Annotated in this window: 10 protein-coding genes and 5 pseudogenes; 7 read left to right on the top strand and 8 right to left on the bottom strand. The window is 34.2% G+C overall.

The window, feature by feature from the left end:
• Positions 1-30: 30 nt before the first annotated feature.
• The 3 genes and pseudogenes from fumC to ABWU56_RS04020 all read left to right on the top strand — a co-directional run bounded on the left by fumC (position 31) and on the right by ABWU56_RS04020 (position 3,175).
• Positions 31-1,419 (top strand): class II fumarate hydratase, encoded by a 1,389-nt coding sequence (fumC, locus tag ABWU56_RS04030; protein WP_010401666.1) that lies wholly within the window; start codon positions 31-33, stop codon positions 1,417-1,419.
• An 82-nt stretch (positions 1,420-1,501) separates the two neighbouring features.
• Positions 1,502-2,016: pseudogene (locus ABWU56_RS04025) on the top strand (IS6 family transposase); the annotation flags it as partial.
• 199 nt (positions 2,017-2,215) lie between these two features.
• Positions 2,216-3,175: an IS5 family transposase gene (locus ABWU56_RS04020; RefSeq protein WP_341815149.1), complete on the top strand. Its 960-nt coding sequence runs from the start codon at positions 2,216-2,218 to the stop codon at positions 3,173-3,175.
• A gap of 29 nt (positions 3,176-3,204) precedes the next feature.
• Here the strand turns inward: ABWU56_RS04020 and ABWU56_RS04015 are convergent.
• The 3 pseudogenes from ABWU56_RS04015 to ABWU56_RS04005 form a co-directional block, all read right to left on the bottom strand.
• A pseudogene (locus tag ABWU56_RS04015) lies at positions 3,205-3,660 on the bottom strand (transposase family protein); the annotation flags it as partial.
• 28 nt (positions 3,661-3,688) lie between these two features.
• Positions 3,689-4,998, bottom strand: a pseudogene (locus tag ABWU56_RS04010) (IS110 family transposase).
• A gap of 237 nt (positions 4,999-5,235) precedes the next feature.
• Positions 5,236-5,646 (bottom strand): annotated as a pseudogene (locus ABWU56_RS04005) (helix-turn-helix domain-containing protein); the annotation flags it as partial.
• Between the two features lie 171 nt (positions 5,647-5,817).
• On the opposite strand from ABWU56_RS04005, the gene ABWU56_RS04000 reads away from it, so the two are divergent.
• A complete protein-coding gene (locus ABWU56_RS04000) occupies positions 5,818-5,979 on the top strand; it encodes a hypothetical protein (RefSeq protein WP_264686405.1) in 162 nt (53 codons plus the stop codon).
• A gap of 286 nt (positions 5,980-6,265) precedes the next feature.
• Here ABWU56_RS04000 and ABWU56_RS03995 read toward each other — a convergent pair whose 3' ends face one another.
• The 3 genes from ABWU56_RS03995 to ABWU56_RS03985 all read right to left on the bottom strand — a co-directional run bounded on the left by ABWU56_RS03995 (position 6,266) and on the right by ABWU56_RS03985 (position 9,946).
• A complete protein-coding gene (locus tag ABWU56_RS03995; protein WP_353281094.1) occupies positions 6,266-7,594 on the bottom strand; it encodes an IS4-like element ISWosp7 family transposase in 1,329 nt (442 codons plus the stop codon).
• A 146-nt stretch (positions 7,595-7,740) separates the two neighbouring features.
• On the bottom strand, positions 7,741-9,747 hold the full coding sequence (locus ABWU56_RS03990; protein ID WP_353281093.1) for a recombinase family protein: 2,007 nt from the start codon (positions 9,745-9,747) through the stop codon (positions 7,741-7,743).
• On the bottom strand, positions 9,713-9,946 hold the full coding sequence (locus tag ABWU56_RS03985) for a hypothetical protein (protein WP_353281092.1): 234 nt from the start codon (positions 9,944-9,946) through the stop codon (positions 9,713-9,715). The genes ABWU56_RS03990 and ABWU56_RS03985 overlap by 35 nt, the downstream gene beginning before the upstream one ends.
• An 89-nt stretch (positions 9,947-10,035) precedes the next feature.
• On the opposite strand from ABWU56_RS03985, the gene ABWU56_RS03980 reads away from it, so the two are divergent.
• The 3 genes from ABWU56_RS03980 (at position 10,036) to ABWU56_RS03970 (ending at position 11,386) form a co-directional block, all read left to right on the top strand.
• Positions 10,036-10,799, top strand: a protein-coding gene (locus tag ABWU56_RS03980) for an IS5 family transposase (protein ID WP_353281091.1) whose coding sequence is annotated in 2 segments (ribosomal slippage) — positions 10,036-10,390 and positions 10,390-10,799 — 765 coding nt in all. Because the reading frame shifts where the segments join, the coding sequence is not laid out codon by codon here.
• A 42-nt stretch (positions 10,800-10,841) separates the two neighbouring features.
• Complete coding sequence (locus tag ABWU56_RS03975; RefSeq protein WP_353281090.1) at positions 10,842-10,988, top strand: hypothetical protein; 147 nt, start codon at positions 10,842-10,844, stop codon at positions 10,986-10,988.
• On the top strand, positions 10,931-11,386 hold the full coding sequence (locus ABWU56_RS03970; RefSeq protein WP_353281959.1) for a transposase: 456 nt from the start codon (positions 10,931-10,933) through the stop codon (positions 11,384-11,386). The genes ABWU56_RS03975 and ABWU56_RS03970 overlap by 58 nt, the downstream gene beginning before the upstream one ends.
• A 17-nt stretch (positions 11,387-11,403) precedes the next feature.
• On the opposite strand, the pseudogene ABWU56_RS03965 reads toward ABWU56_RS03970, so the two are convergent.
• Positions 11,404-12,078, bottom strand: a pseudogene (locus ABWU56_RS03965) (IS982 family transposase); the annotation flags it as partial.
• A gap of 355 nt (positions 12,079-12,433) precedes the next feature.
• Positions 12,434-13,741, bottom strand: coding sequence for a hypothetical protein (locus ABWU56_RS03960; protein ID WP_019236482.1), 1,308 nt, complete (start codon positions 13,739-13,741; stop codon positions 12,434-12,436).
• Between the last annotated feature and the right edge of the window lie 69 nt (positions 13,742-13,810).

Genomic DNA, 13,810 nt, shown 5'->3' with positions numbered 1-13,810 from the left:
AGGTAATGTCAAACACTAGAATGAGGAAATATGGATAAAAAAGTTAGAATAGAATCAGATAGCTTAGGAGAAGTAAAAGTACCAAGTGAACATTACTGGGGAGCGCAGACTCAGCGTTCTTTGGAAAATTTCAAAATTGGTACAGAGAAAATGCCAGAGCCCCTGATTAAAGCGCTAGCAATAGTAAAACTTGCAGCAGCACGTGTTAACATGAAGCAGGGTAGCATAGATAATAGAGTAGGGGATGCAATCTGCTCAGCTGCAAAGGAAATAATAGACGGTAAATTTAATAATCAATTTCCACTTGTTGTTTGGCAAACCGGGTCTGGGACGCAGACCAATATGAATGTGAATGAAGTGATCAGCAATCGTGCAATAGAAATTTTGGGCGGTGATTTAGGTAGTAAATCTCCAGTGCATCCAAATGATCATGTAAACTGTGGTCAGTCATCAAATGACACTTTTCCAACAGCAATGCATATAGCAGTAGCAGAACAAATAGACCGCTTGCTTATTCCCAATCTTGAAGAATTATATAAAGCGCTAAATAATAAGGTTCATGAATTTAAAGATATAATAAAAGTAGGGCGTACTCATCTGCAAGATGCAACTCCTCTAACACTTGGGCAGGAATTTTCTGGCTATGCAGTTCAGATTAAAAAGGGAATAGAGAGAGTAAAGTCAACTCTAAGCAATGTATATGAACTTGCACAAGGTGGCACTGCAGTTGGCACGGGAATCAATACTAAAAAGGGTTTTGCTGAGGATTTTGCTAAAGAAGTGGCAAAAATCACTAATTTTCCATTTATTTCAGCAAAAAATAAGTTTGAAGCACTAGCAGCAAATGATGCTTTAGTTGAGCTCAGTGGAGCACTCAATACAGTAGCAGTAAGCTTGATGAAAATTGCAAATGATATAAGGTTACTTGGTTCTGGTCCAAGATGTGGAATTGGAGAAATAATGTTACCAGAAAATGAGCCTGGCTCTTCAATCATGCCGGGTAAGGTGAATCCAACTCAATGCGAAGCAGTGACTATGGTATGTGCTCAAGTTATGGGAAATCATGTTGCAGTGACAATTGGTGGCTCAAATGGTCACTTTGAATTGAACGTGTTTAAGCCGGTGATAATTTACAATGTTTTGCAGTCTATAAGACTTTTAGCTGATACAAGTTTAAATTTTGCAGAGAAATGCGTAGTTGATATTAAAGCAAACGAAGAAAGAATAAAGGATTTACTAAATCAGTCGTTAATGCTAGTTACTATATTAAATACGCATATAGGATATGACAATGCAGCAAAAATAGCGAAGCTTGCTTATAAAGAAAATATCACTCTAAAAGAAGCAGCAGCAAAACTTCAACTGCTCACTGAGGAGGAGTTTGAAAGGATAGTGAAACCAGAGGAGATGGTAGGTTAAACTACCACCTTTTTTAGGGTTCTGTCGCATTTGTAGGGAAGTAGAAAGAAGAATGATATAATTGTCTAAAAAAAAAGCAAAGATGTTTCGTATCAATCAAAAATTGTTGCCATATTTCAAAGGATTTAGCTTTTCAGCGGATGTTATCTGTATACATGAAATGTCGATTCTCTTTGAGCTATCGAGATTTGGAAGAAATGATGAGTATAAGGGGAGCAAAATGCTACGTTACAAAGGTGGGTTATCACCACTGATAGATGAGGCAGTAAGGAAAAGAAAGAAGCAGGTTGGTAGTAGTTGGAGAGACTTACATTAAATTAAACGGTAAATGGGTTTATTTATATACTGTAGACTTGTGTGTTAGTAGAGACAAGTCTGCAGCACTTGCATTCTTTCGTAAAGCCTTCAGGAGTAACTATCTTCCTGAGAAAATTGTAATTGATAAAAGCGGCAGTAATACTGCTGCTCTTGATGATTTGAATGCAGAAATTTCTGAAGATTACAGTTCTTCAAATAAAATATCTAAATAATATTGTTGATAGATTTATCAAAAAACTAATAAAGCCAATGCTTGGGTTTAAAAGCTTCCATTCCGCAAAAGACCTGCTGCGAATCAAGCGATAAAAAGAAGGAAAGGAGGGTGACTAAAATGAAGGTTAACTAAAAGGCGTGCTTAAGATTGGCTTTGTTGCATAGCTAGTGTTGGTTGAGGTTATTGTAAGAAGAAAAGCTTTTTAATATATGGCTACTAACGCATTTTGTTGTAAAATAGGCATTTTTCAAACAAGTACAACTTATGCCACAAAAAATGAGAGTAAGTAACCAAAGAGAATATAACGAGTTTCTCAAAAAAAGAGGAAATGTTTTTCATTTTGTTAATCAAGCCATAGAAAATTGGTATGAAAATAGTCCAAAAGTTGCAGGTGGCAATAACACTTATAGTGATAAAGTTGTAATTTTAATACACATAATAGTTCATCTTTTTAGAATTGGCTTGAGACAAGCTGTAGGTTTTGTAAAAGGTTATATGGTACAAATAGGCAAAAAACTTAAGATTATCAGCTATACACAAGCTTCCAGAAGATTTAAAAAGCTTAATTTGAAGATTGATGACCATAGAAGCAATAAAGATGATCTGGAAAATGTTGAAATTGCCGTAGATAGCACTAGAGTTAGTATCTACAATAATAACGGTGGGCATAGTAAGCTTAATATTCGAAAAAGAAAATACAGTGGTTATGGTCAAGTAAGAAAATTACATGTTGTTTTAAACATAAATGATAAGAAAGCAATAAGCATGAACTACACTAGTGGTGTTGCTGTAGACTATTTGCCGGTCTGCGATATGTTAGAAGAAGTCAGTGATAAATATAACATTTGTTCTATTCGAGCAGATGCGGCTTATGATATAAAAAGTGTGTATAAAGAATGCAGAAAATACAATATTGTGCCTATTATTCGCCCTAGGAAGGATACTAAAATTTGTTTAGCTGACTACTTATCAGAAAGAAACAAGTATATTAGTAGAATTAGGTCATATGAGAATTATGAAGATGGTATTAATGAATGGAAGAAAAAAGTTAAGTATGGAGCACGGTCTTATATTGAAGTCTTTTTCTATAGGTTGAAGCAAATATTTGGGTTTGGCTTGAAAAATAAATCAGAGGTAAATCGTGAAAAAGAGCTGTTAATTAAGTGCTACTTATTGAACAAATTTACTGATATAGGTATGGCTGAATTTAAATTAGCTGCGTAAATTCACTGTGATTTACATGCCTATCAGTGCTATGCAACAAAGCCCTTAAGATTTACAATACCAGCAATAATATTGAATCTCAGGTTATATTTTTTCTGAAAATTGCGATAAACATTCGACATAATCTTAAATATCTTTATCTCTCGTATCTTGTTTTCTACTCTCATTCTAAATGATGCTAATCTTCTATTATGCTCTTTCTGCTCTGGAGTTAATGGCTTTTTACGATACTTTTTATATGGAATTATAACATTGCTTTGCAATTTTTGCCAACCTTGATATCCAGAATCGGCATGTTTTATGCTATCAAGTGGTAAATATTTTTCTTGTTTCCTTATGCGAAAATCACTAATTCTACCACGGTATGACTTTGACACTGATAAAATTCTTCCTCCTTCTTCGATAATAATCTCAGTTTTCATAGTGTTGGTTCTTTTTTTTCCTGAATATGATTTCTTCCGTTTTTTACTATCTTCTGGTCTCTGTATTTGCTTCTAAGAAACTTCCCATTAGTTATTCCTGTTGAACTAAGATATAACCGAATTCCTGTGCCTTTTTGATTAAATTTTTTACAACTTTCTCTTTGTAACGTGTTTCATAATAATCTATTCCTCTTTCTACATATTCTTGTCCATACTTCAACATACTATAAAAGATACATGCTAATTTCCTTGCCGTAGCAGTAATCGCTTTTGGTGCACCTAGTCGTTTTTTTAACCTTCTACAATATGCACCTATTCCGCTATTGCTTCTTGATACACAGTGAGCAGCCATTCGAAATGCATTCGCGGCACGATTAATGACTTTACGTGTTCTTGTGCTAAACACTTTTTCCCCTGTAATTTTATTAGCAGGGCTTAGCCCCAACCACGAAGTAAAATGCTTTTCTGATCGCCATTTATTATAGTTAATACCAACTTCCGAAATGATAGTTTGTACAGTTAGTATATCCAATCCAGGAATTTTGGTAAAATCTATACCAGTTACTCGATATAATTCTTCATGCAAAGCAAAGTTTGGTTTACTTTTTCTGTGCTTATTTTTCTCTTCACCTAACTTTTTACTCTCATCAGACTTTGTCTCAAATGTTTTATAATATTCTTAAATGCTCCTGTCACATTCTGCTACTTTTTCCTGATAAATATTATATAGCTCAAATTCTTGCTTTAATGTAAATAGGTGTTCTTTTCTATAGTTTCCTGCTAATGCTTTTGCAATAACAGATTTATCACTTTTTATTCGTCCATCTCTTAGTTCAGCCAATTTTTCAGGATTATTCTCACCATCTATTATTGCTTTAATAATTTGCATTCCAGTTACACCAGTTGTATCGCTTATAACTTTATGTAGTTGAATATTCATTTGTGTTAGCGCTTTTTGCATACGCAAAGTATGTGTAGAAGCATTTTCAATTAAATTTTTACGTTGCCGAACATAACTACGCAATACACACATTTGATCATCTGGCCTAAATGACCCTTGGAGTAACCCGTAACTGTGTAGTTGTTGAATCCATTTGCACATCTGATTTTCTCCCAGGTACATTTTTAACATGTTTTGCGTTTACCAGTTTTACTTCAAATCCGTGTGATTCAAGTACTTGAAACAAAGGAATCCAGTACACTCCTGTTGACTCCATGGCTACTGTATTAACTTTACATTTTTTCAACCATTTTGTTATGTTGTAGAGATCTTACGTAAAGCAGCTAAATTTTTGTATACGTTGTTCATCGCTTCCTTCGGGTACACATACATAATGTACAGCCGAGCCAACATCGATTCCTGCTGCATTAGATCTCTAATTTACTTTTGAACTTTGCCATTTTTAATCTCCATTATATAATAATCCATAATTGAGAAGTGCTTAAGCTTGGGACGGTTGAGTTATACATTCTTCTAATCGAGGTAGCCCAAAAGGCTCAATCAGTGGTTCGACCGTTCCTCCAAAGCCACGCTGTCCTACGGGCACTTAAGTCACCATTGCACAGTTCGGCTATAACTGCAAAAAGCTCTTCTCTACAAAATTATACATAAAATTTGCTATACACTCAGCTAGGAAGTTTCTTTTTGGTTTGACAGGTTTTATCTGTCCGGCGCTGTTCTGTAACATCAGCCAGAATCTTTAGTATTTTTTCTGATGTCATACTTCTATCTTTTGTTATAGTCACTTTTTTGGCGAGTAATGGCTCTATTCTCTTAAGTAACCTACATACATTTGCGTTGTGTACATTGAATAGGCATCCTAAAAATCTATGCGTTATGTAAGTGCGATAGTACAAAATTACGCAAAACAACTTATCTTCCAGAGTTGGTAGTTTTGATCTTCTACCATGACACTTTTTCTGTTTTTCAAGTTTTTCCCATTCAGACCTCACTTTTTCCACCACCTTTTCGAACTCCTCTATAGTTAAACCTGTTATATTACGAAAGTTTCTTGGGTGTTTTTTCATATTATAGTAACTAAAGCTCATTTTTTTCCTTACTTGATCTGCTTATTCTTCTTCTACCTCTCTCACATCATTTTTTCAATCACCTTTTGCAGCAGGTCTTTAGAAGAAACAGATGTACAAGCTTATGCTGCTTCTACTCCAGAATCTACAGAGACAGAAAGTTCTTTTTTTAGTAACTTGTTTAGTATACTTATGAAGCCTTTTTCTTTAATAGGGTCATTTTTTGGTAATTTCTTTTCATGGTTGTTTGGATCTGATGAACCATCAACTGAATCTGATCAAATAATTGCACCAAGTAACTCAGGAGGAGAGGAGCTAACAAACTATCAAGAGGGTGATAATAATATTATATAATAGATTTCTTGCATAACTGGAATGCAAAGAAAAATCAGTTTCAAGTGGCCCGGGAGTGTTAAATAAACCATACGCGTCAAGTTAAGGAAATACTGTCAAATATAGCAACATTTAAAGAGGGTATTTTATTTGTTACATTTATTTTTTAGGAAATTCTTGCCTAAAATAATGTAAATTATTAACTTAACTACTTAATATATAAAATAGTTTTTTGCCATTTTCTTCCCTCATTATGTCACTTTTCCTTAACTTGACGCGTATGGTTAAATAAACCATACGCGTCAAGTTAAGAGATTGTGAGCAAATTTAGAGAAGTTAAGGTGGATACTCTAGTTTTTCTGTACTTGTCTTTTAATGAAAACTGCGACCAAGTTATGGTAAGCTTTTTGAGAAAAATATTTAAGCCTTTAATTTTATTATTTAGTGCTAAAAATAACTCTCTAACCCGTCTTTTTAGCTCAATAAATGCCTTTGTTAAGCTAAGCTCCGTATTTTTTTTCAGTTCTGTGCAACCCACTATTCCATGAAATATAAGAATTGCACACAATTTGGCATATAGCTCACATAATACTCTGTATGGCTTTCCTCTCAGCTTATCAAGCCTTATATTACTCTTATATAATTTGAACAATAATTCAATTTGCCATCTTATTCGGTAAACTACTAGTATTTGCTCAGCATTAATCTTACTTTTTGGAACATTAGTTATAAATATCGACCAATTTAGTAACTTTTGGTTCCTTTGAGAAGATGTGTATCCATGTGATCTTGCTAACCTATTAGCCTTTCTTCTTCTAGCCATAGCTTGTTCTTCAGTTAGTTTTTTAAATATAATTCTTACTTTAACCCTTGTCTCTTTTCCTAACAATACCTCCTGTTCTAGAAAAGATCGATCTCCCAAATGTTCTAGTAAATCTATTTTTTGACCTGTCTCTATATCATATATGTTAGTATCGGATTTATAACGACTTATGAAATAAGCTCCTATTTCATTGATTTGTTTAAAAGAACTTGGCACAAAATAACCCAAATCAGATATTAGTAAATCGTTGTTCGATATATTGCTTAAATGGCTTCTATAACCCTGATCTGACCTTATTCCCTCAGTTATATTAAGCTGGTCTAATGTCTGGTTTAGGTAGTCAAAAACTAATTGTAACTTTATTCCAGACTTAGTATTGCTTTCATAACCACTGTAGCTGGTACCATAACCTTTATACATTTCTTCCATACTGTTAGGTAAGCTAATGTAGCTGCTGTCTAATAATTTAACACCTCCAAAGTGCTTCAAGATTCTGCAATCAACTTGTAAGGTATTTTTAAGTAACGTTAAAGATTCATTATACATTCTTTTCATAAATTCCACTGCTTCCTTGGTAAATCTAAAGTCCAGACCTTGTTTTGTTATATTTATCGAGTCTTCATTCAATAATTGACACACTGTCTCTATACTACAATTATCAACCCCTATATTACCCAAAACGATGGCTTTTATGAACGACGAGCCTTTTAGCTTCCTCTTTCTTTTTATGAACCCTGTTGTAGCTGAGATTTTATCTGCTTTTTCATTAAAAAATTCTTTGAGCTTTTTTGAGATGCAAACTATTCTTTTCATTGTATAAGTTCTCCGTTTTCTTTGTTAGATTTAAGAGAACTTATATCTTTTTTTTCTCTTCCTTACACTAAGTTTATTACCACAGTTCCTTAACTTGACGCGTATGGTTGGTTGTAACTGTGAACACAATAGCTTCATAATACACCTCATTCAATTAGTTGTTGTGATTTCAATCTTGCAGTTGTAATTTTAGAAGAATTTTCAATATACTTTTTTAACTCTAGTTCTTGTGCTAGACTTATAGATATCCAGAACTTTGGACCAATACGTCGTGCATCAACAAACTTACGTTTAATCCAACAACGTACTATGTCATGACTAACGTTAAATTTTTTTGCAACTTGTTTCACTGATAACTCTTCTTCAGATTTTTGATTACATAGTGCTGGAATCTTATGTTTATATCGAATCCCTTGTATACCGCTTATAGTAAAAGGATTACCTTTATTTGTTATAAGTCCCTCTTGGTTTAATAAATTAACAATTTGCTCATCAGTCATTGTTGTTGATAGTTGTCTTATTCGATCAATTATATCTTCCGAATGCCGCCACCTATCACAAATTTTTTGTGGTAATTGCACTTCTAAGTCCTCCGTAGCATTCGTTTGCCAACGTATATGTAGTACTGCCTTTTGCTCATTACGTAATCTTTCAACAGTGATATCTTTAATTAAAAGTCGCAAAATACGCTTTCGATCTCTTGCACTTGTTGATTCTGCATTCCATAAGTGTGGTAAATCTTGAGCTAGTGCCAGTACTTGCTCCTTTTGTTGTTTTGTAGCTATAAGTACATCTTTTTTACTATATTCATCATATTGCCTCTGTGCCTCTTCTAATGCTATTAGAGCTTCATTCCAACGTTTCTCCAGAGTTGCAGCTACTAGGCGATTTGATGGATCAACTTCTTCATAACGCCTTTGTGCCAATTGCACTTCATAATCTGCTCTTTTTATCTGCATTTGCCATTGTCTATCTAACATGTGACCTCGTTGTTCTAGTTCTTCAAATGCTTTTACGGCAATCTCAATTTGTGCAGGTTCCATGATCTCCAATACTCTTTTTACAATAGCTATCTCCAAAGGATTTCCAGGAATAGGAGAACAATTTTTTTTGCCTGCTCCCCATTTCTCTCTCGTCTGTCCTCTATAAACAACACCATTTTTTCCTTTATACTTTACATTCATGCGGCGACCACAACAACCACAAATTAATAACCCCTGCAATAATCCCAATCCTTCTCGTACTGCTGTAGGTAGCGTATTCTCTTCTCGATTAGTTCGATTATTTGCTAAAATCTTTTGATTTGCTATATACTCTTCCCATGTTATATAACCTTCGTGATGGTCTTTTATCATTGTATGCCATGCTTCCATTGGTAAGCGAACTGCTATTTTTTGGACCTGTCCAGTACTTAATAATCTTTTCTGATGTCTAAAACGGCCATAAACATAAGCTCCAGCATAAGAAGGATTTCTTAATGCTTCATATACCCTAGAGAATCTCAAATCTCCCCATACCAGCTTCCCTTTCCAATTACCACCATATACCCGCTTTGGAAACTGTATTTTGTTTATACTAAAATAATCAACCACTCCATAAGCGCTGCCCTTTTCTTTAAATACCCTAAATAATAATTGAATTACACTTCTTACTTGCTCATTATCGTCAAACCTTATATTGCCTTCATCATCATAACAAAATCCTACTGGTATATGAATCCGAAGCTCTCCTTTCTTAGCCTTATTTATCTTACCTCCCAAAAGTCTAGCACGTATAAAGTGCAACTCCGCTTTTGACATCGTTCCTTTTAATCCTAGTAGCAATTGGTCATTGAAGTCACTGGGATTATAACAACCATCTTCATCGATAATTAATGTATCAGTTAAAGCACATAATTCCAGCAACCTATGCCAATCACTGCAAGATCTAGATAATCTTGATGCTTCCAATACAAACACTGCTCCTACTTTTCCCATTGATACGTCAGCAACTAACATTTTAAAGTCCTCTCGATTATGAGTTTGGGTTCCTGAAACCCCTAAATCACTGTCTAATACCCTTATTGCATGATGAGACCACCCCATTTGCAGTGCTTTATCTTTTAATTTATACTGCCTTTCAGTACTCTCCTGATTGAACCTCACCTGTCCCATTGTTGATTGTCTTAAATAAACATATGCCAGTTTTAATAAATGGTGGTTCTGAATTTTGTGCTTTGTCATTGTCAATATACTCCACTTTAACTGATTGTTGTTCTGCTGTTAAGTAATCATACAGCATGTTTGCTATACAAGTAGCTATTCCTATAGTGTCAATCGATGTTACGGAGGCGGTTTTTTGCTTTGGTAGCATGATTTGTCTCTTACAATTATCTAAGAACCTGTCTTGAAAGGTAATGAAGAAAAGAGTATGATGAGGTAAGCAAAAAATAGGAGGGTAAGTTGTATCCAAGTGATATAAGTGACAAGGAATGGGAAATTTTAGAGCCCTATGTTGCACAAGGAGCGATAGGACGACCAAGAAAACATAACATAAGAACAATTATTAATGCAATAAGGTACATAATGAGGGGTGGTTGCCAGTGGAGAATGCTACCAAAAGATTTTCCTCCATGGAAAACGGTGTATGACTATTTTCTCAGGTGGCGTAATAATGGAAAATTGAAAAAAATACATGACATGCTAGTAAAAGAGGTAAGAAAAATGGTTGGCAAAAATGAAACACCTTCAGTAGGTATAATTGACAGTCAATCAGTGAAAACGACTCAAAAAGGGGATCAAGAGGATATGATGCCGGTAAAAAAATAAAGGGTAGAAAACGTCATATTATTGTAGATACACTAGGTCTTGTAATTACTGCAGAAGTACACAGCGCAAGCATTCAGGACCGTGATGGTGCTACCAATCTTTTTGTTCAAGCTAAATGCAAAGCTCCAACATTACGTAGGTTTTTTGCTGATCAAGGGTATAAAGGTAAATTACAAAATCGATGTTTGTTGGAAACTGGATGTTTGCTAACGATTACCAAGAAATTGGTTGATACAGGATTTCAAGTTATTCCTAAACGTTGGATTGTAGAACGAACCTTTGCCTGGCTTTCCAATTTTAGACGCATGAGCAAGGATTACGAACATTCTCCTCTTACTTCAAAAAACAATATCTTATTTAATATGATTACTTCTATGCTTACTAAATTAGCCAATTAACTCCTTTCAAGACAGGTTCTCAGGTGGCGTAATAATGGAAAATTGAAAAAAATACATGACATGCTAGTAAAAGAGGTAAGAAAAATGGTTGGCAAAAATGAAACACCTTCAGTAGGTATAATTGACAGTCAATCAGTGAAAACGACTCAAAAAGGGGATCAAGAGGATATGATGCCGGTAAAAAAATAAAGGGTAGAAAACGTCATATTATTGTAGATACACTAGGTCTTGTAATTACTGCAGAAGTACACAGCGCAAGCATTCAGGACCGTGATGGTGCTACCAATCTTTTTGTTCAAGCTAAATGCAAAGCTCCAACATTACGTAGGTTTTTTGCTGATCAAGGGTATAAAGGTAAATTACAAAATCGATGTTTGTTGGAAACTGGATGTTTGCTAACGATTACCAAGAAATTGGTTGATACAGGATTTCAAGTTATTCCTAAACGTTGGATTGTAGAACGAACCTTTGCCTGGCTTTCCAATTTTAGACGCATGAGCAAGGATTACGAACATTCTCCTCTTACTTCAAAAAACAATATCTTATTTAATATGATTACTTCTATGCTTACTAAATTAGCCAATTAACTCCTTTCAAGACAGGTTCTTAGTAAAATCTTCTCTTTAAGTGAAATGAGTACGTTTTTCATACCTTTTTTTACTTTAGTGACGAGTTTTAGGCCTCTATCAAAGAGTTTCTCAAAGAGCTCTTTCTTTATATAGCCCTTATCTCCAAACAAAAGTCCGGTCAGTCTTTTAGTGAGAGTTGGCACAGGTTTTCTGTCATCAACGTTACCTTTGGTTAGAGTAAGTGATTCCAATTTCATTAATTACCAAGTGCAATTTAAAGCCAAAAAACCAACCATATGTGCTCTTACTAATTTCTGCCAAACCATCAAAAACTTTGTTCTTGGAGATTCTTTTTTTGTGGCAAACAGCGATTGTAGAAGTGTCTATGTAGGCAATACCTGTCATTTTTGCTTGTTTGCAGAACCATTGCAAAAGTAATCCATAAAACCCGTGATTTAAGAGCGATAAATCGGTCATATGTTGGCAATTTAGAAAACTCAGATTTATAAAGTGGCAGATAAAGTAGGTAAAAAGCTTTGAAACTTTTGCAAGGGGATTGATGATATAATAGAATTATGGTGAGAATTTCCGAAGTCCGTTATTCTAGTGGGTTTTCTTCCTTTTGATAGGAGCATATTAGCAAAATTATCATCGACTGTGCGACAAAAATCCTCGACGCAACAGTAAAGTTCTGTAATATCTTTCTTCATGGGTAACCTCTTAATTATTGATAAAATACTTGAGCTTACCCTGTTTTCCTCTTCTTAGCTGCACTTTTATCTCTTTATTTAATCCATAGTTGGGGTGATAAAGGAAATTCTGTAGGTATCACAAAAGTCAATTCAATCAAACACAAAAGGCTATACCTATAAAAGAATAAACATCAAGAGAGAAAAATAATTTCTTTAGAAGAATCTCTAAATTATTAAGTCAACACTTATCCCCCTACTATTTCTTCTCACCTTGAGAGTATAGTTTATACCTAAGAAAATCTTACTTTGAAGATACATCAATTTTTTTACCCTCCAAGACCTTTCTTTTGTTTACTAATTTTAGTTGACTTCATTAACACACTACTATTTCTTTCGAAGCTCCCACCTTTTGCAGCTGGTCTAAACTATCGATTGGCCTCATAAGAGTAGATGGGACACCTGATTCTTTCACTACAAAATTTGATTGTTTAATAGTTTCAGCTGACTCTATAAGTATTCTACCGTTTCTTTCAAAACCTTTATCGTTAACAGCTTGTAGAACACTTTTTCCTCCTAAAAAGCAGCTTTCTCCTAGACTTGATTTATCTTTTAATTTGTTAAACTTCTCCTGGTTCTCTCCATCAAGCTTTACTTTTATTATATTACTATCACTAGGATACAGATGAATACTAATCTCGCCTACTTCAGTGGTAAAGGACATTTCAATGCTATCTCCTAAGACATCTGTATAATTTCTTTTTCCTCCTATATTTTCAACTCTTACTATACTCTCTCCAATCTGTAGGATGCTACTTTCTATACTAAAGTTTTCATTCACCTTACTATTCATAACCTTTCCAACTTCAACAATACTGTTTTTTGGCCACCTAAAAAGAACAAGATTGTTATCTACTTCTACTTGCAGATCATCATCTTGAACTTGTTCATTCTTATTTATTAAACCTTCATATGCGATACTTTTCAGTTTGTCCTTAATTTTTTTACACTCTGTAAAAATAGGCTCATCACTTCCCCACATAGTTTCACCTATCATTCTATCATTGTAAAAATCAGACTCTATTTTTGCACCTGCTAATAGTAGCTTATTGACAATATTGAATAAAGGTTCTAAAGCCTCTTCCCACTCATCTATTGCCTCTTCCCCATTGTCCTTATAACGTGATATAGTAGTAGGAGTTATACGCATAACACTGCTAGCATTAGCAATGTCAATTATTTTTTTAAATATAAAATTCGACACACTACGTTCATAGTGATCACAGCGTAAATTTAGCTTTATTTTTCTTTTCAAATGTTCATCTATTAAACGTTCCATCTTTTCTAGAGTGACCTTTGCAGAACTTTCGTATCTATTTTCATGAAACTCTTTCATTATACTTTCCATCTTGTCATGAAATTCATCAATCGAAACTTTTTCGCTTTCAGTTAACAGATTTGCTAAATTCATTAAAATTGAGTTCTCTGGAATAAAAGAACTTTCAACAACAGTATTGTTGTCTTCAACAACGGACTCATGCCAGTCATCAGTTTGTTCTTGATCTAACAATGATGGACTAGGCTCCAGAGTTTGCTGACCAAAACGTTCCATGTGCTGTTCTTCAGTAGCTAATCCACCATTTGCATGAACTTGCTTAGTTCCTAAAATATATTCTAATATCATAATCCCTCAATCTATAGATATATTATGTACATAATTAGCATGAATAAAAGCTAATGCAAGTATAATTTT

Origin of the sequence: Wolbachia endosymbiont (group B) of Horisme vitalbata (genome assembly GCF_964028625.1) — a bacterium.
Classification (GTDB): domain Bacteria; phylum Pseudomonadota; class Alphaproteobacteria; order Rickettsiales; family Anaplasmataceae; genus Wolbachia.
Note: the sequence above shows the minus strand (reverse complement) of the source record. Positions and strands in the feature narration are given on the sequence as shown.